Here is a 21,679-nt window from a genome sequence, read left to right on the forward strand (position 1 = left end):
ATCGGGATCAGGGAAATGCTCGCCGAAAGCCGGACGGACCGTCCACGCGCGGTGCTTATCGCAGGGCCGACGGCGAGCGGCAAGTCGGCGCTGGCGCTCGATCTGGCGTGGGCCGCCGGCGGGGTGGTGATCAACGCGGATTCGATGCAGGTCTATGCCGACCTGCGCATCATCACCGCGCGGCCGACGCCGGAAGAGGAGGCGCTTGCCCCGCACCGGCTCTACGGCCATGTCGACGGTGCCGCGGAGTACTCCGTTGCGGCGTGGCTGGCGGAGGCGGCGCAGGCCATCGCCGAGGCCGAGGCGGCCGGGCGGCTGCCCATCCTGATCGGGGGAACCGGCCTTTATTTCAAGGCCTTGACCCTGGGGCTGGCGGAGGTTCCGCCGATCCCCGAGGCGGTGCGGCTGCGCGTGCGCGGCGCGGCCGAGGGTGTGCCGGCGCCGGAACTTTATGCCCGGCTCGCCTACCTCGATCCGCTGACCGCCGCGCGGCTGCGGCCCTCCGATCCGCAGCGGATCATCCGGGCGCTGGAGGTGATCGAGGCGACCGGGCGGCCGCTCGCGGACTGGCAGGCGCGGCCGGGCACGCCGCCGGTCATCAACCCGCTGCAGTGCCTGAAGATTTTCCTCTCCGTCGATCGCGGCGCGCTGCGGGAGCGGATCGCCCGGCGGTTCGAGGCCATGCTGGCGGCGGGGGCGCTCGATGAGGTGCGCCGGCTCGACGCGCGCGGGCTCGACCCGGCCCGCCCGATCCTGAAAGCGCATGGTGTTCCAGGACTTAGGCGCCATCTCGCCGGCGAGATCACGCTGGACGAGGCTGCCGCCGGGGGCGTTCTGGATACGCGGCGCTATGCCAAGCGGCAGGAGACCTGGTTCCGTCACCAGTTCACGGGCTGGGAACACCTCGCGCCGGAGGCCGCGGCGGAGCGGCTGCGCGGGGCGTTCGCCTGACCGTCGATCAATTCATTGGAATATAACGGCAAACGCCCGCTTCATCCGGCTTCCGGTCGGATGCGCGTGACGTGGCCCATCTTCCGACCCGGTCGGGATTCGGCCTTGCCGTAGAGATGCAGGTGGGCGCCCGGCTCGGCGAGAATCGCAGGCCAATCAAGGGCTTCGTCGCCGATGAGGTTGACCATCTCGACCCGCCCGCGCCGGGCCGTCAGCCCCAGCGGCCAGCCGGCGATGGCGCGCACATGCTGCTCGAACTGGCTCGTCTCGGCGCCATCCAGCGTCCAGTGACCCGAATTATGGACGCGCGGGGCGATCTCGTTGACCACGATCCGCGTCGCGCCGTCGCTCTCCACGACGAACATTTCCACAGCGAAAACACCGACATAGCCGAGCGCATCGCCGATCCGGCGGGCGACTTCGCCGGCCTCTTCCCGCGCCGCCGGGGCGAGGTTGGCGGGGACGGTGGAGCGGTGGAGGATGTGGTGGCGGTGGACGTTCTCGGTGACCTCATAGGCGGCGAAGGCGCCCTCGGCATTGCGGGCGGCGACCACCGAGACTTCCGCCGAAAATGGCACAAACCCTTCCAGAACCGCGGGATTCTTCCCGATGGCGGCGAAGGCGGCGGCGGGATCGTCGCCCGGGCGCAGCATCACCTGGCCCTTGCCGTCATAGCCGAAACGGCGCGTCTTCAGCACGGCGGGGAGACCGATTTTCGCAATGGCGTCAATCAGTTGCGCCTCGTCGTCGACCGCGGCGAACGGTGCGACGGGGATGCCGAGGCCGGCGATGAAGCTCTTCTCAGCGAGCCGGTCCTGGGTGATGCCGAGCGCGCGCGGGCCCGGATGCACCGGCACGTGGCGGGCGAGGCGCTCGGCGGTGGCGACCGGCACGTTCTCGAATTCGTATGTCACCACAGAGACTTGCGACGCGAAGCGGTCCAGCGCCGCGCCGTCTTCGTACGGTGCCATGGTATGGGCGGCGGCGACGTCGAAGGCCGGGCTGCCGGCCTCGGGGGCGTAAATGTGTGCCTTGAGGCCAAGCGGGGCCGCGGCCAGCGCGATCATCCGCGCGAGCTGCCCCCCGCCGAGAATTCCGATGGTATCTCCGGGCTTTAGCTGGGTCATTCGGGCCGCTCCGCGACCGCGCCGGTGCGGGCGGCGCGCCAGGCGTCCAGTTTATCCGCAATATCCGCATCGTTCAGGGCCAGCACGGCGGCGGCCAGAAGCGCCGCGTTCACCGCCCCGGCCTTGCCGATGGCGAGCGTGCCGACCGGGATTCCGGCCGGCATCTGGACGATGGAATAGAGGCTGTCGAGGCCCGACAGCGCCTTGCTCTCGACCGGTACGCCGAAGACGGGGAGCGAGGTGAGGGAGGCCACCATGCCCGGCAGATGCGCCGCGCCGCCCGCGCCGGCGATGATGACCTTGAAGCCCAAGCCTTTGGCCGATTTGGCGAATTCGAACATGCGCTCGGGCGTGCGATGGGCCGAGACGATGCGCGCCTCATGGCCGATGCCGAGCGCCTCGAGCGTCTCGGCGGCCTGGCGCATGGTCTCCCAGTCCGACTGGCTGCCCATGATGATGGCGACCGGCCCCGCGGCCGCGGTCGTCACAGCATTCATCGCCCCGTTTCCCCAACCCCCGGAAAAGAAGGCGCGGGATTACAGGAATCAGCCCCCGTCCGGCAAGGAAAACCTTGCGGCGCCTGCGGATGACCGGGAGTGACCGATCAGTGCAGTGAGGTGGACGATGCGTGCGGCGAGCGACCGATCGATGCGATGCGACCGAGTTGGCGGGCTTCACTTAAGGGCACGTTTACCCGCGACCGGCAGAGTGCCCCGAAACGGGACAGTGATCGCCCATGACCGCCCGCATCCTCGTGGTCGACGACGACCCGGTGCAGCGCCGCCTGCTGGAGGCGAGCGTGCGCCGGCTCGGCCATGACGTGCTCGTCGCCGAAGGGGGCGAGGAGGCGGCGAAGCTGCTCGCCGATCCGGCCGAGCGGATCGACTGCGTCGTGCTCGACCTTATGATGCCGAAGCTCGACGGGCTCGGCCTGCTGGCGCGGCTGCGCGAGCTCGAGATCGAGGTGCCGGTGATCGTGCAGACCGCCAATGGCGGCATCGACACCGCGGTCTCGGCGATCCGCGCCGGGGCGAGCGACTTCGTGGTGAAGCCCGTCGGCGCCGAACGGCTGCAGGTCTCGCTCGCCAACGCCATGGCCCAGCAGGCGCTGAAGGGCGAGATCCGCCGGATGAAGCGCTCGGCGTCCGGCACGCTCTCCTTCCGCGACGTGCTGAGCCGCAGCCCGCGCATGCGGGCGGCGCTGAAGCTCGCGGAGAAGGCGGCGGCCTCGAACATCCCGGTGCTGCTGGAGGGCGAATCCGGCGTCGGCAAGGAATTGATCGCCCGCGCCATCCAGGGCTCGGGCGAGCGGCGGGAGAAGCCCTTCGTCGCGGTGAACTGCGGGGCGATCCCGGCCAATCTCGTCGAATCCATCCTGTTCGGCCATGAGCGCGGCGCCTTCACCGGTGCCGACACCCGCCAGACCGGCAAGTTCCTCGAGGCCAATGGCGGCACGCTGTTCCTCGATGAGGTGGGCGAACTGCCGGTCGAGACGCAGGTGAAGCTGCTGCGCGTGCTGCAGGAGGGCGAGATCGACCCGCTGGGCGCGCGCCGGCCGGTGAAGGTCGACGTGCGAATCATCTCGGCCACCAATCGCGATCTCGCGGCGCTGACCCGCGAGGGCCGCTTCCGCGAGGACCTGTTCTACCGGCTGCACGTCTTCCCGATCACCATTCCGCCCTTGCGCGAGCGGCCCGAGGACATTCCCGACCTGGTGCGCCATTTCATCGCGCGCTTCGGGGTGGAGGAGGGCAAGACCATCCGCTCGGTGAGCGCGGCGGCGATGCAGATGCTGGCGGAGTACCGCTGGCCGGGCAATGTGCGCCAGCTCGAGAACAGCGTGTTCCGCGCGGTGGTGCTGGCGGACGCCGACACCATCGACGTCGACGAATTCCCCCAGATCGCCGCGCAGGCCCCCGGTCGCGCGGTGCCGGAAGCGCCCGCGCCGGTTCCCGCCGCGGCGGCCGCGCTGGTGATCGGCGAAGGGGCGGCGCCCGGGGCGGGCGCACGCGCGCCCATCGTGCCCTCCGCGAGCCCGGAGGGCTTCGCCCCGGCACCGGTCGCGGGCGGGCTCGCCCTGCTCGACGGGGCGGGGCAGGTGCGGCCGATGGAGGAACTCGAAGCGGAGATCATCCGTTTCGCCATCGATCACTATCAGGGCCGCATGACCGAGATCGCGCGGCGGCTGAAGATCGGGCGCTCGACGCTCTACCGCAAGCTCACCGAACTCGGGCTCGGGGAGGGGGCGGAGGCGGCGGGCGAGGCGGGGGATGGGCCGGCATGAGCTGTGGCTTCGGCGCGACGGCATTGATTATTCGACGCTCTTTCGTGTTCGTGAATTGAAAGCGCCACGATGTGGTCCACAAAGGTTCGGCCTCGTTCAGAGAGAGTTCATGCGGTGCAGCCGATGAAGACGCCCGACGAATCACGGTGGGAACGGAGACGATCCATGGCTGGGCGCGCCACTTATTTCGCGGGGACCGGGCTTGCCGCCGTGCTGGCCCTGACCTCGCTGGCGCTGACCGTGCCGCAGTTCGGCGCGCTGCGTGCGGCCTCCCCGGCCGGGGCCAGCGATACCGAGTTCACCGACCACGCCGGGATGAGCACCGACGAGGCGGGCGCTCCGGCGCCGGCTGCCGTGGCCCCGGCTCCGGTTCCGGCGGAGACGCCCGCGCCGGCCGCGACGGCGGCTGTCGAGGCGCCCGTATCCGCGCCGGCGGCTGACACGGCGGCGCTGCCGGCGCCGGCCGAGGCCCCCGCGTCGGCGACAGAGGCGGCGCCCGCTCCCGCACCGGGAACCGCCGCCGTTCCCGCGCCGGCCCCCGAAACCGCGCCGGCGACTCAGCCTGCCGCCGCCGAGCCGGCACCGGCCGCACCCGCCACGGCGGCCGTCGAGCCGGTCGAGCCGGCTCCTGCCGTGCCGTCCGCTGCCGCGCCCTCCGCTGCCGTTCCCGCCGAGGTGACGCCGGCCCCCGCGAGCGATCCCGCTGCCGCGAGCACCGCCACGCCGGCGCCCGCGCCCGTGGCCGCCGTTCCCGCCGATCCGGTCGCCGGGGCGGTGCTGGCGCGGCTCGCCGACAAGGGCGCCGCCCGCTTCACCCCGCGCGAAGCCGAGCAGGCGGCGCTGGCCGCCTTCTACGGCGCCCGCAACGGCGCCCCGCTGTTCACCGCGACCGATGGGCCGACCGCGCTCGGCCGTGCCGCGACGGCGCGCTTCGCCGCCGCCGGCGAGGACGGGCTGTCGCCGGCCGACTATGTGGTCGCCTTCGCGCCGTCCGGCGCCGACGCGATCGATCTCGCCGACGCGGAGCTGCGCTTCGCCGCGACGGTGCTCACCTATGCCCGCCACGCCCAGAGCGGGCGTTTCGTGCCGAGCCGCATCTCCGCCAATGTCGACCCGACGCCGACCCCGCCCGATGCGCTGGCGGTGCTCTCGAACCTCGCCGCGAGCGGCGATCCCGCGCTCGTGCTCGCCTCGTTCGCTCCGCAATATCCCGGCTATGTCGCGCTCAAGGCCGAACTGTCGAAGCTGCGCGCGAGCGCGGAGGCGGTGACGCCGGATCCGATCCCCGCCGGCAAGCTGCTGCGGCCGGGCAAGGAAGATGCCCGCGTGCCGCTGCTGCGGGTGCGGCTGAAGGTGCCGGGCGATGCGACCAGCCTCGTCTACGCTCCCGACCTCGTCGAGGCGGTGAAGGCGTTCCAGAAGAGCGCCGGGCTCACCGCCAGCGGCGCGCTCGACCAGCCGACCGTCAACCGGCTGAACGACACCGGCGAGGCGCGCATCAACGACGTGATCGCCAACATGGAGCGCTGGCGCTGGCTGCCGCACGACGTGGCGCCGACCTATGTGTTCGTGAACATCCCCGAATTCATGGTGCGCATCGTCAAGGACGGGCAGCCGTTCCACGAGACCCGGGTGATCGTCGGCAAGCCGCAGAACCCGACGCCGCTGCTGACCCAGGACATGCAGTACATCGTCTTCAACCCGGCCTGGAACGTGCCGCCCGGCATTGCCCGCAAGGAGATGCTGCCCAAGCTCGCCGCCGATCCCTACGCGCTGGCGCGCCAGGGCATCGACGTGGTGCGCAACGGGCGCGTGGTCGATCCGGGCATGGTGGACTGGAGTCGGGGCACGCAGGGCTATTCGTTCCGCCAGCCGCCCGGGGAGCGCAACGCGCTGGGCAACATCAAGTTCATGTTCCCCAACAAGCACTCGGTCTACCTGCACGACACGCCGAGCCGCTCGCTCTTCGCCAATGCCCGGCGCGCCTACAGCCATGGCTGCGTGCGGGTGTTCGAGCCGCTGAAGTTCGGCGAGGCGATCTTCGCCGTGGGGATGCCGAACGACCCGTGGTCGCAGCAACGCATCGCCAAGATGAAGGGCGGGTCGGAGCGCTATGTGAACCTCAAGCAGCGCTTCCCGGTGCACCTCGCCTATTTCACCAGCTTCGTGAACGGGGCGGGCAATCTGGTCACGGTCGAGGATCTCTACGGCATCAACGCCCAGACCAAGCTGATGCTCGGCCTCGAGGGCACCCGCCGGGTCGCCGACCGCACGGTGCGGCCGCTGCCGCGTCCCTGACACCGGCGGGGCGCCCGCTCCCGCCACCGCATCGTCGCCTCTGCCCATCGCCCGCGGACGCGCCCCGTTCGCGGGCGATGGTATTTTCGGTGCCGTCGATGTGATGAAAATATCACGCGGAGTTGAAATCGGCGCTCATTGTGCGCTGCGAAGCGGTTTTTTAACCCAAGGCACGTTTTCGCCACACTCTCTTTCTAGGCAGACTCCCAGCAATAAGGGGGGTGGGCCGTAACGGGCCCTTAACCAAACCCGACAAGATACTGTTGACCATGTCCGCCGCGGTTCTCGAATCGCGTCGTCTCAAGGAAACGCCTTGGTTTCGGGTTCCGGGTTCGTGCATAGCAAACAGAAGTACCGTTCGTATTTCCTGCTCAAGGCAACCGCGCTGGCCGCGATTGCTACGCTGTGCGGCACGACGATGCTGCAGGATGCGATCGCCAACGGCGATACACGCACGATTTCCCTGCACCACGTGCATTCCGGCGAGAGCGGCACCATCACCTTCAAGCGCGACGGGCGCTACGATCCCGCCGCATTGCAGCGCCTCAACGTGCTGCTGCAGGACTGGCGGCGCAAAGAGCCGACCAAGATGGACCCCTACCTGTTCGACATCATCTGGGAGGTCTATCGCGACACCGGCGCCACCGCCCCGATCGAGGTGATCGGCGGTTACCGCTCGCCGGCGACCAACGCCATGCTGCGCGCCCGCTCGAAGGGGGTGGCGCAGACCAGCCAGCACATGCTTGGCAAGGCGATGGACTTCTACATTCCCGGCGTGCCGCTGGCGAAGATCCGCGAGGCGGGGCTCAGGCTCCAGCGCGGCGGCGTCGGCTTCTACCCGACCTCCGGCTCGCCCTTCGTGCATCTCGACACCGGCGGCATCCGCCACTGGCCGCGCATGACCCGCGACCAGCTCGCCCGCGTGTTCCCGGACGGCAAGACCGTGCACATCCCCGCCGACGGCAAGCCGATGCCCGGCTACCAGGCGGCGCTGGCCATGGTCGAGGAGCGCGGCAACCGGCCGGGCGGCGCCGGTGCGGCGTTCGCCTCGGCCTCGCCCGGCAAGCCGGCCAAGAACATCTTCGCCTCGCTGTTCGGCAAGAAGAACGAGGCGATGGCCGAGGACGAGGAGGATGCCGGCCCGGCGCCCGCCGCCGCCCCGGTCGTCGCCGCCGCGACCACGCCGGCGGCACCGCCCGCCGGCCCGGCCGCGGTCGCCGCGGCCTCCAGCGTCGTCGCCGCGGCCAGCGTGCCGCTGCCGGCGCCACGCGCCGGCTCCGGCGCCCCCGTCGCCGCTCCGGCGGCCCCGGTTCTCGCCGCCGCCGATGTGCCGCTGCCGCCCGTGCGGCCCGGCGCGGCGCCGGCTGCCGCGCCCGCGCTCCAGGTCGCGGCCGCCGCCGTGCCGCTGCCGCTTGCCCGTCCGGCAAGCGCCGCTCCCGCGCCGGCTGAGGTGGCGACGGCGGCCTTCGTCGAGCCGGAAGCCCCGCTCGCCGCCGCCCCGCTCGCGCCGGCGCCGGTGCCGCCGGCCCGGCCCGCCCTCGTTGCCGCGCTCAAGGCCGGCGACGACCCGACCATTCCCGCCACCGTGCCGCTGCCGCGCGCCAAGACCAATGCGACGGTCGGCGAGCAGGCCGAGACGCGGGGCAGTGCGATCGCCGATGCCGGCCCCTCGGCCGACCTGCCGCCGCTCATCCTGCACGGCTCCAACGAGCCTCAGCGGCCGATGCTCTCCTATGCCTCCGCCGGCGATTTCGTGGTCGCCCGCCCGGCCATCGGCAAGGCGCCGCAGCCGGCGGCCGTGCCGATCCCGGAGCGTCCGGCGACCGCGCGTCCGCCGCACCCGGCCGAGGTGCGCGAGGAAATCCGCCGCCTGTTCACGGGCCCCTCGGTCGCCGCCTCGCCGACCCTGCGCGCCCCGGAGATGCGCCGCCTCGCCGCCTTCGTCGCCCCGCCGAAGCAGGTCATCGACGGCGGCTTCGGCCGCGACGCCTCCGGCGGGCTCGACAGCACCCGCTTCTCGGGCGCCGCCGTCATCGCCGTGCCGGTGGTGACGCTGGCCAGCGCCGACGGCCCGGCGCCGAAGAAGCGGCTCTCCATGGTCCAGGAGTAGGGCGGCATCGTCCGCTGCCGTCCAACGTCAAAAGGCCCGGCTCGCGCCGGGCCTTTTTCGTGTTGGGGGCGTGACGAGGCGCCCTCCGCTTTGTTCGGCTCGGGGGGCGGCACATCCTCCAGGGATCGCCAGATCCGCTCCGGTCTGCCAGGTCCTCTCCGGTTTGTCAGGTCCTCTGCGGCGAACGATCCCGGCTCTCCGCCTCCGGCTGCGGCCGGGATGACGCTCGTCCAGGGGCGTTCGCCATCGGCCTTACAGATCCGGCCGGGTCGGCGCCTCGACCGGGGGCAGGCTGTCGGGCGGGAGTTCGTCCGGCCCGCGGCCGGGCTCGATCTCCGGCCGGTCGATGCCGGGCGCGATCTCGGGATCGGAGGGGCGCGCGGGCTCCTCCACCGGCGTCGGCGGGCTGTCCGGGCTCTGCTCGGGCGGGGGAATGTTCGGCTGGCCGGGTTCGGGCGTGCGGGGCGGGGTGGGCATCGGCGCTCCTCATCGTTGTCCTCACGGGATCAACGAGGAACGGGCGCCGGCGTTCCCGCGTCCCCGAACGCGGGCGCGGCGTTCAGCCGCCGACCATGCCCAGCGCCTGCATGTACAGGTCGACGATCGCCTCGTGCTCGGCCCGCTGGTCGGCGTCCTGCTTGCGGATCTTGAGGATCTCGCGCAGCGCCTTGACGTCGAAGCCGGTGCCCTTGGCCTCGGCGAAGACGTCCTTGATGTCCTCGGCGATGGTCTTTTTCTCCTCCTCGAGCCGCTCGATGCGCTCGATGAAGGATTTCAGCTGTTCCTTGGCGAAACCGGCGGCGGCATCGGACAAAGGCTGGTCGTTCGGGATGTCGGACATAAGCGGCGGAAGCCTTCCTGGTCGGACGTGATCGGGGGCATTCAGGGACAGGATCGGGCCGCGCGCGTCAAGCGGGCGCGCGGCGCGGGCCGCACTCGTCCACGCCTTATGCGGGCGGCCTGTGGATGGCGGGCCTCAGTGCTCCGGCCGGCGGGCGGCGAAGGCGGCCTGCTGCGCCGGGCGCGCCTCGTTCTGGTTGCGCGCCTTCCACTCCTCATAGGGCATGCCGTAGACGTGTTCGCGGCTCTCGTCCTTGGTCACCGGCAGGGCGCGTTCCTGCGCCGCGTCGAGATACCAGTTGGCGAGGCAGTTGCGGCAGAAGCCGGCGAGGTTCATCAGGTCGATGTTCTGCACGTCGGGGCGGGCGCGCAGATGGGCGAGGAGGCGGCGGAAGGCGGCGGCCTCCAGTTCGGTCTGGCTCTTTTCGTCGAGGGCGGACATGGGGCGTCTCCGGTTCGGCCGGCGGTTCAGGCCGGCGCGGTGCGCGAGCGGTAGAGCTTTACAGCGTGCAGCTCCGGCTCGGCCAGCAGGGGCGGCAGGATCGCCGCGAGGCGCTCCGCCCAGAGCGACTGGCCGGGCGCGTCGGCGATGAGATCCTGCCGGATCTCCAGCAATACATGGGGAATGCCGCGCGCGGTGCCATGGCGGTTGAGGCAGTCATTGCGCAGCGCGCCGTCATAGGGCTCGTTGTCCCCGACGATCAGATCGCCGGGCGCGCGCAGCGCATCGATGAGGCGGCGGGCGAAGCGGTCGTCGCTGTCCCACAGCACGGCGGCGTGCCAGGGCCGCGGGGTGCCGCGCCAGACCGGCGTGTAGCTGTGCATGGACAGGATCGCCGGCACGATGCCGGCGGCAAGGAAGCGGCCGATCGCCGCCTCGATCGCCTGATGGTAGGGGCGGTGATAGAGCGCGATGCGGCGCTCCACCTCGGCGGCATCGGCGTGGCGGTTGCCGGGCACGACGGCGCCGTCCGACAGGCGCATGACCAGCGTCGGGTCGTCCTCGCCGCGATTGGGATCGATCAGCAGCCGCGAGAAGCGCGACAGCACCGCCGGCGCCCCGAGGCGGGCGGCGAGGTCGCGGGTGACGGCGGCGGCGCCGATGTCGTAGCCGATATGGCGTTCCAGCTCCGCCTGCGGCAGGCCGAGCGTTCCATAGGCGGGCGGCAGCGCGTTGGAGGCGTGGTCGCAGAGCAGCAGCAGGCCGGAGGCGAGCGCGCCGGCGATGGTCTCGACGGCCTGGAAATCCTCTCGCCGTGGAGGCGGTACGGGCGCGGCGGACGCAGCGGCGTCGGGCTGTGACGTCTCGTCCGGAGTCTGGCGCAGCATCATGTCCCAGTGTGTGCGATAAGTGGCAGCAGCATAGTGACGTACGACTTTGGTTGCCATAGGAATACGCCCGTTTCGCGTCGCGCGGTGGCGGGTGGGGTGCCTGTGCCGCAGCCGGGCGATGGGGTCACGGGTTCTGCCAGGGGATGAGATGACGGATCGTTCGCCACGGGAATTCCTCCAGTACCTGTTCGACGGCGCCGTGGCGGCGGCGCATCCGGCGACCTTGCTGCCGGAAACGCTGCCGGCGCCGCCGGCGACGGGCCGACTGTTCCTGCTGGCCGCCGGCAAGGCGGCCGGCTCCATGCTGGAAGTCGCGGAAGCGCATTATCTCGACAAACTGGGGCTCGACCCCTCGCGCCTCGCGGGTGTGGGCGTCGCCCGGCACGGCTATGGCCGGCCGACGCGCATCCTCGAGATGATCGAGGCCGGCCACCCGGTGCCGGACGCGGCCGGTGTCGCCGGCACCGAGAAGGCGCTGGCGCTGGCGGCGCAGGCGGGCGAGGGCGACCTCGTCGTGGTGCTGCTCTCGGGCGGCGCCTCGGCCAACTGGATCGCGCCGGCGCATGGCGTCGAGCTCGACGACAAGCGGGCGCTGACGCGGGCGCTGCTGCGCTCGGGCGCGAACATCACCGAGATCAACACGGTGCGTAAGCACCTCTCGCGCATCAAGGGCGGGCGCCTCGCGGCGCTGGCGCGCCCGGCGCGGGTGGTGACGCTCGCCATTTCCGACGTGCCGGGCGACGATCCGGCGGTGATCGGCTCCGGCCCGACCGTTCCCGATCCGAGCACGCTGGCCGAGGCGCGCGACGTGCTCACCCGTTTCCGGCTCGATCCGCCGCCCTCGATTTCGGTGGCGCTGCGCGATCCCGCCAACGAATCGCCGAAGCCCGGCGACGCGGCCTTCGAGGGCACGCAGTACCGCCTCATCGCCAAGCCGTCGGATTCCTTCGTGGCGGCGGTGGAGATGGTGCGGCAGGCCGGCATCGAGCCGATCCTGCTCGGCGACAATCTCGAGGGCGAGGCGCGCGAGGTGGCCGCGGCGCAGGCGGCCAAGGCGCTGGAGCTGAAGGCGGCGGGCAAGCGCGCCGTGCTGCTCTCGGGTGGCGAGCTCACCGTGACCATGCGCGGGCAGGGCCGCGGCGGGCCGAACCAGGAATTCGCCCTCGCGCTCGCCGCCGCGCTCGGCGGGGCGCCGGGGATCTATGCGGTGGCCGGCGACACCGACGGCACCGATGGCGGCGGCGGCGACGCCTCCGACCCGGCCGGCGCCTTCGTCATGCCGGACACGCTGGCGCGGGCGCGGGCGCTCGGCCTCGATCCTGCCCGTTTCCTCGACAACAACGACTCCACCGCGTTTTTCGAGGCGCTGGGCGATCTTTTGACACCGGGACCCACCTGCACCAACGTCAATGACTTCCGAGCCGTCTTCATCGATGCGTGAGAGCCGGCGCCCGGCGCGGCCCGGGCGGGTTCTGCTGGCGGGGCTGGTTCTCGCCGGCCCGCTGCTCGGCGCGGTGGCGACCCCGGCCGCGGCCGATTTCCGCCTGTGCAACCGCACGCCGAGCCGGGTGGGCATCGCGGTCGGCTACAAGGACGGCGATTCCTGGTCGACGGAAGGCTGGTGGAACGTCGCCGCCAATTCCTGCGAGACGCTGCTGCGCGGCGACCTGGTGGCGCGCTTCTACTATGTCTATGCGCTCGACTACGACCTCGGCGGCGAATGGTCGGGCAAGGCCTATATGTGCTCGCGCGACAAGGAATTCACCATCCGCGGCATCGAGGACTGCCTGGCGCGCGGTTTCGACCGCACCGGCTTTTTCGAGGTCGACACGCGCGAGCAGAAGAGCTGGACGGTGCAGCTCACCGAGCAGGGCCAGACGGCGGCATCGCAGCCCATGGCCAACCCCACTCTGCCGCTGACCGCCCCGCTGCCGCCGCCCAAGGCGCCCTGAGGGCGAGGCGATCGGCAGGGCCGGCATGGCGACGCCGGCTATGTGCGTCCTCGCCCGTCGTGCCGTCATCCCGGCCGAAGTGAAGCGGAGAGCCGGGAGCGTCGGCCGGTCGTGGCGCGCGTTTCCGGCGGCCTCGCGGATCGGCCTGCGGCCATCCGGGATGACGAGGGGCGCGGCACTCATCTCCCGGCATAAGCCCACGATGTTGGCCGCCCCCGGAAGGCGTGGATGGCCGGGACGCGCCCGGCCATGACGACAGGGCGGAGGTTGCGCCGCGCTGGCTTCGCGCATCCGGTAACGACACCGTCATCCCCGGGCCTGTCCCGGGGATCCATGGCTTTGCCGGTGAGGGGAGGGGGCGACGGCGTCGATGGCCGGCAGGAGCCCGGTTATGACGGGGGATGACATCGGCAGGGAGACGGCCGGGCGGGCATGCGACCTTTCCGGCGGGCGATCCCGGATCGGCCTGCTGCCGTCCGGGATGACGGAAAGCGCCGGGGGGGCCTTCAGGCTCCCGCCACGCACGCGGAAGGCGCGGCCGGCGCGCTTGCGCCGGCCCGCGTTCGGCTCACTCGATCGGGACGGCGGTGAACTGGAACTGGCCGTCGGCGTCGGCGACCATCAGCAGCGCCGAGCGGCGGCCTTCCTTCTTCAGCGCGTCCACCCGCTTCTCGATGTCGGCCGGCATGGCGACCGCCTGCTGGTTGACCTCGACGATGACGATCCCCGGCTTCAGCCCCTTGCTGGCGGCGGCGGAGGCCTTGTCGACGTCGGTGACGACGACGCCCTTGACCTCGTCCTTGATCTTGAACTTCGAGCGCAGGTCCGCGGTGAGCTCGGCGAGTTCGAGGCCGAGCGCCTTGCGGGTGACGGGCTTGGGCTTGTCGGCCTCGGGCTTCGGGGTGGCGGCGGCGACCTCGGCCTTCTCGCTTTCCTCGAGGCGGCCGACCTTGAGCTTGAGGGTCTCTTCCTTGCCCTTGCGGATGACGACCACGTCGACTTCCTTGTCGACCGGCGTGTCGGCCACGATGATCGGCAGCGCGCGCATGTCGCGCACGTCCTTGCCGTCGAACTTCACGATCACGTCGCCGGCCTTGATGCCGCCCTTGGCGGCCGGGCCGTCGTCGCTGAGCCCGCCGACCAGCGCGCCGCGCGGCTTGCCGAGCGAAAGGCTCTCGGCGATGTCGTCGGTCACCGCCTGGATGCGCACGCCGATCCAGCCGCGCCGGGTCTCGCCGAATTCCTTGAGCTGGTTGACCACCGCCACCGCGGTGTTGGAGGGCACGGCGAAGCCGATGCCGATCGAGCCGCCGGAGGGCGAGATGATGGCGGTGTTGATGCCGATCACGTCGCCGTCCATGTTGAACAGCGGGCCGCCGGAATTGCCGCGGTTGATGGCGGCGTCGGTCTGCAGGAAGTTGTCGTAGGGGCCGGAATTGATGTCGCGGTTGCGGGCGGAGATGACGCCCACCGTCAGCGTGCCGCCGAGGCCGAACGGATTGCCGATCGCCATGACCCAGTCGCCGACGCGCAGCACGTCGGAATCGCCGAACTTCACCGCCTTGAGCGGCTTGGCGGGATCGGGCTTCACCCGCAGCACGGCGAGGTCGATCTTGGTGTCGCGGCCGACCAGCTCGGCCTTGAGCTTCGAGCCGTCGTTGAAGTTGGCGTAGATCTCGTCGGCGTCGGCGATGACGTGGTTGTTGGTGACGATGAGGCCCGAGGGATCGATCACGAAGCCGGAGCCGAGCGAGGAGACCCGGCGCGGGGTCTTGTCGCCGTCATCGCCCTGCTGCTGGCGCTTCTTGAAGAACTCGTCGAAGAACTCCTCGAAGGGCGAGCCCGGCGGCAGCTGCGGCGTGGGCACGCTGCGCGAGGGGGCGACGGTCTGCGAGGTGGAGATGTTCACCACCGCGTCCATCACGTTCGCCGCGGTGTCGGCGACGGTGTCGGGACCCTTGGTGGCGGCGGCGCGCAGCGGGTGCGGCGCCAGCGCGGCGGCGGCCACCGCGAGGGCGAGGAACATGCCGGCGCGGCGCGGCCGGGCGGGTGCGCCGGGGCGCCGGGCCGACCCGCCGGGCGTGAACGGGCGGCTGTCGCTGCGGTGGAACATGGTGCCTCCTTCGCAAGGCCGCGGCGCGGGCGACCTCGTCATCTCGGGGAACGCTGCGACGGGCGCGGGCGCGATGCAAGCCAAAAGCGTGCGAGCACTGCCGCAACGGATGGAAGGCGATTTCGGCGGGAACGCGGCGGGGGCCGGCGTCGCGCGCCGGCCGGGGCCGCAGGCGGCCGATGTCAGCCGCGCACGAGCCAGACGATGAGAAGCCCGGCGAGCGCGCCGCCGACGCCGGCGACGCGCATCTGGTAGTCCGAGAGTTCCAGCATGGCCTCCATCGCGCGCCGGGTGAGACCCGGCAGCGCGGCGAAGGTGAGGCCCTCGATGACCAGCATGAGGCCGAGCGCGACGATGAGATCCGACATCGTCGCGCCGGGTCAGTTCGCGGCCGGCGCGGCCGGAGCCGGGGCCGGTGGCGTCGTCGGGGCGGCGGCGGGCGCCGACATCAGCGACGGCCCCGCGCCGGCGGGATTGTTGAAGAAGCGGAAGAAGTTGGAGTCGGGCGCCAGCAGCATGCGCGTGTCGCCCGCCTTCAGGCTCGCCTCATAGGCCTGCATCGCCCGGTAGAAGGCGAAGAAGTCCTTATCCCGGCCATAGGCCTCGGCGAAGATGGCGTTGCGCTGGGCATCGCCTTCACCGCGGGTCTTGTCGGCGTTGGAGGAGGCGTCGGCGACGATGATGGTCGATTCACGCTCCGCCCGGGCGCGGATGCCCTGCGCCGCCTGCGCGCCCTGGGCGCGGATTTCCGCGGCCTCGCGCTGGCGTTCCGTCTGCATGCGCTGGAACACTGCCTGGCTGTTCGCCTCCGGCAGGTCGGCGCGGCGGATGCGCACGTCGAGGACGTCGATGCCGAAGCTCGCCGCCTCGCGGTTCACCTGCTCGCGGATGCGGCCCATCAGGTTTTCGCGCTGGTCGCGCACCACCTGGATGAAGGTCGATTCGCCGAGCACCCGGCGCAGCGCCGAGTTCAGGATGGTGGCGAGGCGGGAATTGGCGCCCTCGATGGTGCCGACCGACTGGTAGAAGCGCAGCGGATTGGTGATCCGGTAGCGCGCGAAGGCGTCGACGACGAGGCGCTTCTGGTCGGCCGCGATCACTTCCTGCGAGGGATTCTCGAGGTCGAGAATGCGCTTGTCGAGGAAGATCACGCTGTCGATCAGCGGCACCTTGGCGTTGAGGCCGGGCTGGGTGATGACGCGGATCGGCTCGCCGAGGCGGAGCACCAGCGCCTGCTGGGTCTGGTAGACCGTGAAGAGCGCCGAATAGAGGATGACCAGTGCGAGCGCGACGATCGCGGCCAGCACGAGACCGAAGGTACCCTTCATCGCGTCGCTCCCTGGGTGTTCTGCTGGGCCGGACCGGCCGGACGGCGCTGTTCGAGCGCGCCGAGCGGCAGATAGGGCACGACGCCCGAGCCGCCTTCCGCAGAGGGATCGATGATGACCTTGTCCATGCCGCCGAACACGCGCTCCATGGTTTCGAGATAGATGCGCTGGCGGGTCACGTCGGGTGCCTTCAGATATTCGTCGAGCACGCTGAGGAAGCGCGCCGCCTGGCCTCTCGCCTCGACCACGGTGCGTTCCTTGTAGGCTTCGGCCTGCTGGGTGACGCGCACCGCCTCGCCGCGCGCTTCCGGCACGACGCGATTGGCGTAGGACTGGGCCTCGTTCTGCAGGCGCTCGGCATCGGCGCGGGCGGCCTGCACGTCGCGGAAGGCGTCGATGACCTGCGAGGGCGGGTCGACCTTCTGCAGCTGGACCTGGGTGATGAGGATGCCGGAGCGGTAGCTGTCGAGCGTGCGCTGCATCAGCTCCTGCACGCCCTGCTCGATGGTCTGGCGGGCGCCGGTCAGGATGGGCTGGATGTTGGTGCGGCCGACCACCTCGCGCATGGCGCTCTCGGCCACCGCCTTGATGGTGCCCTCGGGGTTCTGGACGTTGAACAGGAAGTCCGCGGCGCCGACATCCTCGGTGGAACCGGGGGCGGCGGGCTTGACCATCCAGAACACCGCGAAGTCGACGTCGACGATGTTTTCGTCGCCGGTGAGCATCAGGCTCTCCTCCGGCACGTCGCGCAGCGCGTTGCCGCGGCGCGGGTCGTCGCCGGCGCGAATGCCGATGTCGATGCGGTTGACGCGGGTGACCTTAGGGGTCAGCACGGTCTCGATCGGGTAGGGCAGGTGGTAGTTCAGGCCGGGATTGGAGGTGGCCACGAACTTGCCGAAACGCAGCACCACGCCCTGCTCGTCGGGCTGGACGCGGTAGAAGCCGGAGGCGAGCCACACGACGAGGGCGAGAGCGACGATCGCGATGATGCCCTTGGAGCTGCCGAATCCGCCCGGCAGCACGTCGCGAAGCTTGTCCTGGCCGCGGCGGATGAGGTCCTCGATATCCGGCGGGGTCGGCCCCGTCGATTGCGGCCCGCTACCCCACGGACCGCGCGGACCGCCGCCCCATGGGCCGCCGCTCTGGTTCTTCCACGACATGCCTCGGCATCTCCCCTGTATCGCACCCGGACGATGCGCCCGCCCACGCGCGGTCGCAAACCCCGCGAGAGCGCAATCACCCGTTCGCGTGCGAGAAAACGTTCACGCTCCTGCGGACGGGAGCATGGCGAGCGCGGTTATAGGTGAGCAGGCACCCATATTCAACGCGCCGACGCGGGAGAAGATGTGGGGCAGGGGACGCCTTTACGCAACGGTAGAACGGGCCTGCGCACTCACGCTGGTGTGATCGGAGGCTTCGCGGCCGTTGCTCGGATTGCGGAAATGGGCGAGCACGAACAGGCGGATCGCCGAGGACAGATTGCCCTGGTTGCGGCCGGTATCAATGGCCGCGACGATATCCGACAGGGTGCTCCGGCGGCTGGCCGCAATCTCTTTCAGAGCGTCCCAGAATTGATCTTCCAGGCTGACACTCGTCTTGTGGCCAGCGATGACGATCGAGCGCTTCACCACAGGGCTCTTCATATGTCGTCCTCTCCTTGACGTCTATGTCCGTCGAGCGCGGCCTCGTGCTTGCGCTTCGCGGCAAGCTCGGCCTCACGCTCAGCCTTCGTCCGGCCGAACTGCAAACGTCGCGCGGTGGCATTTAGTTCCGCATCGACTCGCGCCTTCTGCTTCCGGGCGCGGCGCAGATTGATGATGTCGCCCATTGCCGATCCCATCCGCTCTGCCAAAGGTCCGTGCCTGCTGGACAGCGACTCGTCAACAAGAATGTCCCATTTCCTACGTATAGCGGTCGAAATCGGGCGAAATCGTGCCGGCCGTTCGGCGATGCGAGGCTTGAAGCGCGGCTCGCGAACAGCTTATCGCCCGATCAGGACGTCCTATTGCCGGAAATATTTCAATTTTATTATCATTTTTCACCGCACCGCTCCAACGACAGAGCGTCAACGGGGGTGAATGCGCTTTCTGATTGCGACGGGCGCGGGAGCGGCGGGGCTGCTACGCCGTTTGGGCGGATTTGATCGCCAAATCCGGCGTGATAGAAACCCGCCGGCTTCATTCCCGCACCGGCCAGGCACGTTTCGAGAGGCACCTTCGATGACGACGACCCGCACCGAAACCGACACGTTCGGCCCGATCGAGGTCGCGTCCGACCGCTACTGGGGCGCGCAGGCGCAGCGCTCGCTCGGCAACTTCAAGATCGGCTGGGAGAAGCAGCCGCTGCCGGTGGTGCGCGCGCTCGGCATCGTCAAGCGAGCGGCGGCCGAAGTGAACCGCGACCTCGGCCGGCTCGACCCGACGCTCGCCGACGCCATCGTCGCCGCCGCGCAGGAGGTGATCGAGGGCAAGCTCGACGCGCATTTCCCGCTCGCGGTGTGGCAGACCGGCTCGGGCACGCAGTCGAACATGAACGCCAACGAGGTGATCTCGAACCGCGCCATCGAGATGCTCGGCGGGGTGATGGGCTCGAAGAAGCCCGTGCACCCGAACGACCACGTCAATATGAGCCAGTCGTCGAACGACACCTACCCGACGGCGATGCACATCGCCTGCGCCGAGGAGATCGTCCACCGCCTGCTGCCCGCGCTCGCCAAGCTGCGCAACGCGCTCAACGACAAGGCGCAGGCGTGGAAGTCGATCATCAAGATCGGCCGCACCCACACCCAGGACGCGACCCCGCTGACCCTCGGGCAGGAATTCTCCGGCTACACCCAGCAGGTCGAGAACGGCATCAAGCGGATCGAGATGACGCTGCCGGCGCTGATGGAACTCGCCCAGGGCGGCACGGCCGTCGGCACCGGGCTCAACGCGCCGGTCGGTTTTGCCGAGGCGGTGGCGGACCGTATCGCCGCCATCACCGGGCTGGCCTTCACCTCCGCGCCGAACAAGTTCGAGGCGCTGGCCGCGCACGACGCCATGGTGTTCTCGCACGGGGCGATCAACACGGTGGCGGCCTCGCTGTTCAAGATCGCCAACGACATCCGCCTGCTCGGCTCCGGCCCGCGCTCGGGGCTCGGCGAGCTCTCGCTGCCGGAGAACGAGCCGGGCTCCTCGATCATGCCAGGCAAGGTGAACCCGACCCAGTGCGAGGCGCTGACGCAGGTCTGCGTGCAGGTGTTCGGCAACAACGCCACGCTCTCCTTCGCCGGCAGCCAGGGCCATTTCGAGCTGAACGTCTACAACCCGGTGATGGCCTACAACTTCCTGCAGTCGGTGCGGCTCATGGCCGACGCGGCGATCAGCTTCACCGACAATTGCGTGGTGGGCATCGAGGCGCGCGAGGACAACATCAAGGCGGCGCTGGAGCGCTCGCTGATGCTGGTCACCGCGCTCGCCCCGAAGATCGGCTACGACAACGCCGCCAAGATCGCCAAGACCGCGCACAAGAACGGCACCACGCTGCGCGACGAGGCGGTGGGCGGGGGCTATGTCACCAACGAGGAATTCGACGCGGTGGTGCGCCCCGAGAACATGATCTCGCCGGGCTGAGTGCCGATGTGCCGCGCGTGCTTGCGTGCAACTCATCCCGGAACGGTCGAAGGCCGTATCCGGGATCGGGCGGTTATACCGGCGAACGATCCCGGCTCTCCGGCTGCGCCTCCGGCCGGGACGGCGACCCGACGGAGGGCAGCTGCGGCACCGCCAAGGGGCGAACATAAACGGGCGATGAACGGGCGCCTCAGAGGGCGTTAAGGTTTGCCGGTCTAGTCTCGCCTCATGGGTTTGCGGCGGGGAGCTTCCCCAAGCGCCTCCGCCGCCTCCTACCGGACGTGACTTCTTCTTCTTCTTCTTTTTGGACCCCCGAGCATCCGCTCGTAACTTCAACCGCTGGCCGCGCGCCGGCGGTTTTTATTTGGGGGTGTCGCGGCCGGGGAGAGGGCGTGCGATCAGCGCGCCGCGAGGCGGGCCAGGGCCTCGCCGGCGAGGCGGCGGCCGAGCCATTCGCTCAACGGCACCGCGCCGATGCGGTCATAAAAGGCGATGGCCGGCGCGTTCCAGTCCAGCACCGCCCAGTCGAGCCGCCCGAGGCCCTCGTCGAGGCAGCGCCGCGCGAGATGGCCGAGCAGCGCGGTGGCGATGCCGTAGCGGCGGAAATCGGGGCGGACGAACAGGTCTTCGAGATAGATGCCGTGGCGGCCGTAGAAGGTCGAGTAATTGTAGAACCATAGCGCGAAGCCGGCCGGCGCGCCGTCCCAGTCGGCGATGTCGCAGAAGACCCGCGGGTTCGGCCCGAACAGCGAGGCCTCGAAGCCCGCGGCCGTGGCCTCGACCTTGTCCTCCAGCTTCTCGTAGGCGGCGAGTTCGCGCACGAAGTCGAGCACGAGCCCGCCCTCGCCGGGGCGGACGGGACGGATCGTGAGGCTCATACCGCCACCGGCGCCTTGATGGCCGGGTGCGGGTCGTAGCCCTCGACGGCGATATCCTCGAAGCGGAAGGCGAAGAGATCGTCCACCGCCGGGTTCAGCTGCAGCACCGGCAGGGCGCGGGGGCTGCGCGAGAGCTGCTCGTGCACCTGCTCGAGATGGTTCACATAGAGATGGGCGTCGCCCAGCGTGTGGACGAAGTCGCCCGGCTTCAGCCCGGTGACCTGCGCCACCATGTGGGTGAGCAGGGCGTAGCTGGCGATGTTGAAGGGCACGCCGAGGAAGCTGTCGGCCGAGCGCTGGTAGAGCTGGCAGGACAGCCGGCCTTCCAGCACGTAGAACTGGAACAGGCAGTGGCAGGGCGGCAGCGCCATGTCCGGCACGTCCGCCGGGTTCCAGGCGGAGACGATGAGGCGGCGCGAATCCGGGTTGCGGCGGATCTGCGCCACCACGTCGGCGATCTGGTCGATGACGCCGCCGCGCCCGTCCGGCCAGGAGCGCCACTGGTGGCCGTAGACCGGGCCGAGATCGCCATTGGCGTCCGCCCACTCGTCCCAGATGGAGACGCCGTTCCGCTTCAGGTAGGCGATGTTGGTGTCGCCGGCGAGGAACCAGAGCAGTTCGTGCACGATGGAGCGGATGTGCAGCCGCTTCGTGGTCACCAGCGGGAAGCCTTCGGCGAGATCGAAGCGCATCTGGTGGCCGAACAGCGACAGCGTGCCGGTGCCGGTGCGGTCGCTCTTGGCGACACCCTCGCGCAGGATGCGCTCCAGAAGCTCGTGATATTGCCGCATGGTTCCGTCCGATTCGGGGGCCGATCCGCCCTTGCGGGCAGATTAATACACATGGCGCCGATGC

Annotated in this window: 21 protein-coding genes; 7 read left to right on the plus strand and 14 right to left on the minus strand. The window is 70.3% G+C overall.

Going from position 1 to position 21,679, the window contains the following annotated elements:
* Positions 1 to 15 precede the first annotated feature (15 nt).
* Complete coding sequence (gene miaA / locus ACEUEL_RS02075) at positions 16 to 951, plus strand: tRNA (adenosine(37)-N6)-dimethylallyltransferase MiaA (RefSeq protein WP_405701654.1); 936 nt, start codon at positions 16 to 18, stop codon at positions 949 to 951.
* Positions 952 to 992: 41 nt separating this feature from the next.
* Here the strand turns inward: miaA and ACEUEL_RS02080 are convergent, their stop codons facing one another.
* Together ACEUEL_RS02080 and purE are read right to left on the minus strand one after the other, a co-directional pair.
* Complete coding sequence (locus ACEUEL_RS02080) at positions 993 to 2,078, minus strand: 5-(carboxyamino)imidazole ribonucleotide synthase (protein WP_405701657.1); 1,086 nt, start codon at positions 2,076 to 2,078, stop codon at positions 993 to 995.
* Positions 2,075 to 2,575, minus strand: a complete 501-nt coding sequence (gene purE / locus ACEUEL_RS02085; RefSeq protein WP_405701660.1) for a 5-(carboxyamino)imidazole ribonucleotide mutase — start codon at positions 2,573 to 2,575, stop codon at positions 2,075 to 2,077. The genes ACEUEL_RS02080 and purE overlap by 4 nt, the downstream gene beginning before the upstream one ends.
* A gap of 239 nt (positions 2,576 to 2,814) precedes the next feature.
* Between purE and ACEUEL_RS02090 the strand changes: the two genes are divergently transcribed.
* The 3 genes from ACEUEL_RS02090 (at position 2,815) to ACEUEL_RS02100 (ending at position 8,770) form a co-directional block, all read left to right on the plus strand.
* The gene (locus ACEUEL_RS02090) at positions 2,815 to 4,362 is read left to right on the plus strand and encodes a sigma-54-dependent transcriptional regulator (RefSeq protein WP_405701661.1); all 1,548 of its coding nucleotides are present in this window, start codon (positions 2,815 to 2,817) and stop codon (positions 4,360 to 4,362) included.
* 165 nt (positions 4,363 to 4,527) lie between these two features.
* The gene (locus tag ACEUEL_RS02095; protein WP_405701663.1) at positions 4,528 to 6,660 is read left to right on the plus strand and encodes a L,D-transpeptidase family protein; all 2,133 of its coding nucleotides are present in this window, start codon (positions 4,528 to 4,530) and stop codon (positions 6,658 to 6,660) included.
* A gap of 334 nt (positions 6,661 to 6,994) precedes the next feature.
* Positions 6,995 to 8,770: a DUF882 domain-containing protein gene (locus tag ACEUEL_RS02100; RefSeq protein WP_405701666.1), complete on the plus strand. Its 1,776-nt coding sequence runs from the start codon at positions 6,995 to 6,997 to the stop codon at positions 8,768 to 8,770.
* 252 nt (positions 8,771 to 9,022) lie between these two features.
* Here ACEUEL_RS02100 and ACEUEL_RS02105 read toward each other — a convergent pair whose 3' ends face one another.
* The 4 genes from ACEUEL_RS02105 to ACEUEL_RS02120 all read right to left on the minus strand — a co-directional run bounded on the left by ACEUEL_RS02105 (position 9,023) and on the right by ACEUEL_RS02120 (position 10,939).
* Positions 9,023 to 9,247, minus strand: a complete 225-nt coding sequence (locus ACEUEL_RS02105) for a hypothetical protein (protein ID WP_405701668.1) — start codon at positions 9,245 to 9,247, stop codon at positions 9,023 to 9,025.
* Between the two features lie 82 nt (positions 9,248 to 9,329).
* Complete coding sequence (locus tag ACEUEL_RS02110) at positions 9,330 to 9,611, minus strand: DUF2312 domain-containing protein (RefSeq protein WP_405701669.1); 282 nt, start codon at positions 9,609 to 9,611, stop codon at positions 9,330 to 9,332.
* Positions 9,612 to 9,746: 135 nt separating this feature from the next.
* The gene (locus tag ACEUEL_RS02115) at positions 9,747 to 10,052 is read right to left on the minus strand and encodes a DUF1244 domain-containing protein (RefSeq protein WP_405701671.1); all 306 of its coding nucleotides are present in this window, start codon (positions 10,050 to 10,052) and stop codon (positions 9,747 to 9,749) included.
* Between the two features lie 26 nt (positions 10,053 to 10,078).
* On the minus strand, positions 10,079 to 10,939 hold the full coding sequence (locus ACEUEL_RS02120) for an N-formylglutamate amidohydrolase (RefSeq protein ID WP_405701672.1): 861 nt from the start codon (positions 10,937 to 10,939) through the stop codon (positions 10,079 to 10,081).
* Between the two features lie 151 nt (positions 10,940 to 11,090).
* On the opposite strand from ACEUEL_RS02120, the gene ACEUEL_RS02125 reads away from it, so the two are divergent.
* Both ACEUEL_RS02125 and ACEUEL_RS02130 read left to right on the plus strand, forming a co-directional pair.
* Positions 11,091 to 12,383, plus strand: a complete 1,293-nt coding sequence (locus ACEUEL_RS02125) for a glycerate kinase type-2 family protein (protein ID WP_405701674.1) — start codon at positions 11,091 to 11,093, stop codon at positions 12,381 to 12,383.
* Entirely contained in the window at positions 12,376 to 12,894 is a 519-nt protein-coding gene (locus ACEUEL_RS02130; RefSeq protein ID WP_405701676.1) for a DUF1036 domain-containing protein, read from the plus strand. The genes ACEUEL_RS02125 and ACEUEL_RS02130 overlap by 8 nt, the downstream gene beginning before the upstream one ends.
* A gap of 568 nt (positions 12,895 to 13,462) precedes the next feature.
* Here the strand turns inward: ACEUEL_RS02130 and ACEUEL_RS02135 are convergent.
* The 6 genes from ACEUEL_RS02135 to ACEUEL_RS02160 form a co-directional block, all read right to left on the minus strand.
* Positions 13,463 to 14,920, minus strand: coding sequence for a Do family serine endopeptidase (locus ACEUEL_RS02135; RefSeq protein ID WP_405706527.1), 1,458 nt, complete (start codon positions 14,918 to 14,920; stop codon positions 13,463 to 13,465).
* A gap of 269 nt (positions 14,921 to 15,189) precedes the next feature.
* The gene (locus ACEUEL_RS02140; RefSeq protein WP_405701678.1) at positions 15,190 to 15,375 is read right to left on the minus strand and encodes a DUF2065 domain-containing protein; all 186 of its coding nucleotides are present in this window, start codon (positions 15,373 to 15,375) and stop codon (positions 15,190 to 15,192) included.
* A gap of 12 nt (positions 15,376 to 15,387) precedes the next feature.
* Entirely contained in the window at positions 15,388 to 16,335 is a 948-nt protein-coding gene (gene hflC, locus ACEUEL_RS02145) for a protease modulator HflC (RefSeq protein WP_405701679.1), read from the minus strand.
* The gene (gene hflK, locus ACEUEL_RS02150; RefSeq protein WP_405701680.1) at positions 16,332 to 17,495 is read right to left on the minus strand and encodes an FtsH protease activity modulator HflK; all 1,164 of its coding nucleotides are present in this window, start codon (positions 17,493 to 17,495) and stop codon (positions 16,332 to 16,334) included. Before hflK ends, hflC begins: the two co-directional genes overlap by 4 nt.
* Positions 17,496 to 17,699: 204 nt before the next feature.
* Positions 17,700 to 17,978 (minus strand): ribbon-helix-helix domain-containing protein, encoded by a 279-nt coding sequence (locus tag ACEUEL_RS02155; RefSeq protein WP_405701681.1) that lies wholly within the window; start codon positions 17,976 to 17,978, stop codon positions 17,700 to 17,702.
* Positions 17,975 to 18,163 carry a DUF4169 family protein gene (locus ACEUEL_RS02160; RefSeq protein ID WP_405701683.1) on the minus strand — a complete coding sequence of 63 codons (189 nt, stop codon included), beginning with the start codon at positions 18,161 to 18,163 and terminating at the stop codon, positions 17,975 to 17,977. Before ACEUEL_RS02160 ends, ACEUEL_RS02155 begins: the two co-directional genes overlap by 4 nt.
* Positions 18,164 to 18,554: 391 nt before the next feature.
* On the opposite strand from ACEUEL_RS02160, the gene fumC reads away from it, so the two are divergent.
* Complete coding sequence (gene fumC, locus ACEUEL_RS02165) at positions 18,555 to 19,946, plus strand: class II fumarate hydratase (RefSeq protein WP_405701686.1); 1,392 nt, start codon at positions 18,555 to 18,557, stop codon at positions 19,944 to 19,946.
* Between the two features lie 398 nt (positions 19,947 to 20,344).
* Here fumC and ACEUEL_RS02170 read toward each other — a convergent pair whose 3' ends face one another.
* Both ACEUEL_RS02170 and ACEUEL_RS02175 read right to left on the minus strand, forming a co-directional pair.
* Positions 20,345 to 20,824 (minus strand): GNAT family N-acetyltransferase, encoded by a 480-nt coding sequence (locus ACEUEL_RS02170; protein ID WP_405701688.1) that lies wholly within the window; start codon positions 20,822 to 20,824, stop codon positions 20,345 to 20,347.
* On the minus strand, positions 20,821 to 21,615 hold the full coding sequence (locus ACEUEL_RS02175; RefSeq protein ID WP_405701689.1) for a thymidylate synthase: 795 nt from the start codon (positions 21,613 to 21,615) through the stop codon (positions 20,821 to 20,823). Before ACEUEL_RS02175 ends, ACEUEL_RS02170 begins: the two co-directional genes overlap by 4 nt.
* Positions 21,616 to 21,679: the final 64 nt, after the last annotated feature.

The sequence above is a fragment of the Ancylobacter terrae genome, assembly GCF_045108345.1.
In the GTDB taxonomy this organism is placed as follows: Bacteria; Pseudomonadota; Alphaproteobacteria; order Rhizobiales; family Xanthobacteraceae; genus Ancylobacter.

What these genes read in the sequence shown, in the direction of transcription:
- miaA (WP_405701654.1), top strand. Translation starts at nt 16, where the DNA reads ATGCTCGCCGAAAGCCGGACGGACCGTCCACGCGCGGTGCTTATCGCA.
- ACEUEL_RS02080 (WP_405701657.1), bottom strand. Translation starts at nt 2,078, where the DNA reads ATGACCCAGCTAAAGCCCGGAGATACCATCGGAATTCTCGGCGGGGGG.
- purE (WP_405701660.1), bottom strand. Translation starts at nt 2,575, where the DNA reads ATGAATGCTGTGACGACCGCGGCCGCGGGGCCGGTCGCCATCATCATG.
- ACEUEL_RS02090 (WP_405701661.1), top strand. Translation starts at nt 2,815, where the DNA reads ATGACCGCCCGCATCCTCGTGGTCGACGACGACCCGGTGCAGCGCCGC.
- ACEUEL_RS02095 (WP_405701663.1), top strand. Translation starts at nt 4,528, where the DNA reads ATGGCTGGGCGCGCCACTTATTTCGCGGGGACCGGGCTTGCCGCCGTG.
- ACEUEL_RS02105 (WP_405701668.1), bottom strand. Translation starts at nt 9,247, where the DNA reads ATGCCCACCCCGCCCCGCACGCCCGAACCCGGCCAGCCGAACATTCCC.
- ACEUEL_RS02110 (WP_405701669.1), bottom strand. Translation starts at nt 9,611, where the DNA reads ATGTCCGACATCCCGAACGACCAGCCTTTGTCCGATGCCGCCGCCGGT.
- ACEUEL_RS02115 (WP_405701671.1), bottom strand. Translation starts at nt 10,052, where the DNA reads ATGTCCGCCCTCGACGAAAAGAGCCAGACCGAACTGGAGGCCGCCGCC.
- ACEUEL_RS02120 (WP_405701672.1), bottom strand. Translation starts at nt 10,939, where the DNA reads ATGCTGCGCCAGACTCCGGACGAGACGTCACAGCCCGACGCCGCTGCG.
- ACEUEL_RS02125 (WP_405701674.1), top strand. Translation starts at nt 11,091, where the DNA reads ATGACGGATCGTTCGCCACGGGAATTCCTCCAGTACCTGTTCGACGGC.
- ACEUEL_RS02130 (WP_405701676.1), top strand. Translation starts at nt 12,376, where the DNA reads ATGCGTGAGAGCCGGCGCCCGGCGCGGCCCGGGCGGGTTCTGCTGGCG.
- ACEUEL_RS02135 (WP_405706527.1), bottom strand. Translation starts at nt 14,920, where the DNA reads ATGTTCCTCGCCCTCGCGGTGGCCGCCGCCGCGCTGGCGCCGCACCCG.
- ACEUEL_RS02140 (WP_405701678.1), bottom strand. Translation starts at nt 15,375, where the DNA reads ATGTCGGATCTCATCGTCGCGCTCGGCCTCATGCTGGTCATCGAGGGC.
- hflC (WP_405701679.1), bottom strand. Translation starts at nt 16,335, where the DNA reads ATGAAGGGTACCTTCGGTCTCGTGCTGGCCGCGATCGTCGCGCTCGCA.
- hflK (WP_405701680.1), bottom strand. Translation starts at nt 17,495, where the DNA reads ATGTCGTGGAAGAACCAGAGCGGCGGCCCATGGGGCGGCGGTCCGCGC.
- ACEUEL_RS02155 (WP_405701681.1), bottom strand. Translation starts at nt 17,978, where the DNA reads ATGAAGAGCCCTGTGGTGAAGCGCTCGATCGTCATCGCTGGCCACAAG.
- ACEUEL_RS02160 (WP_405701683.1), bottom strand. Translation starts at nt 18,163, where the DNA reads ATGGGCGACATCATCAATCTGCGCCGCGCCCGGAAGCAGAAGGCGCGA.
- fumC (WP_405701686.1), top strand. Translation starts at nt 18,555, where the DNA reads ATGACGACGACCCGCACCGAAACCGACACGTTCGGCCCGATCGAGGTC.
- ACEUEL_RS02170 (WP_405701688.1), bottom strand. Translation starts at nt 20,824, where the DNA reads ATGAGCCTCACGATCCGTCCCGTCCGCCCCGGCGAGGGCGGGCTCGTG.
- ACEUEL_RS02175 (WP_405701689.1), bottom strand. Translation starts at nt 21,615, where the DNA reads ATGCGGCAATATCACGAGCTTCTGGAGCGCATCCTGCGCGAGGGTGTC.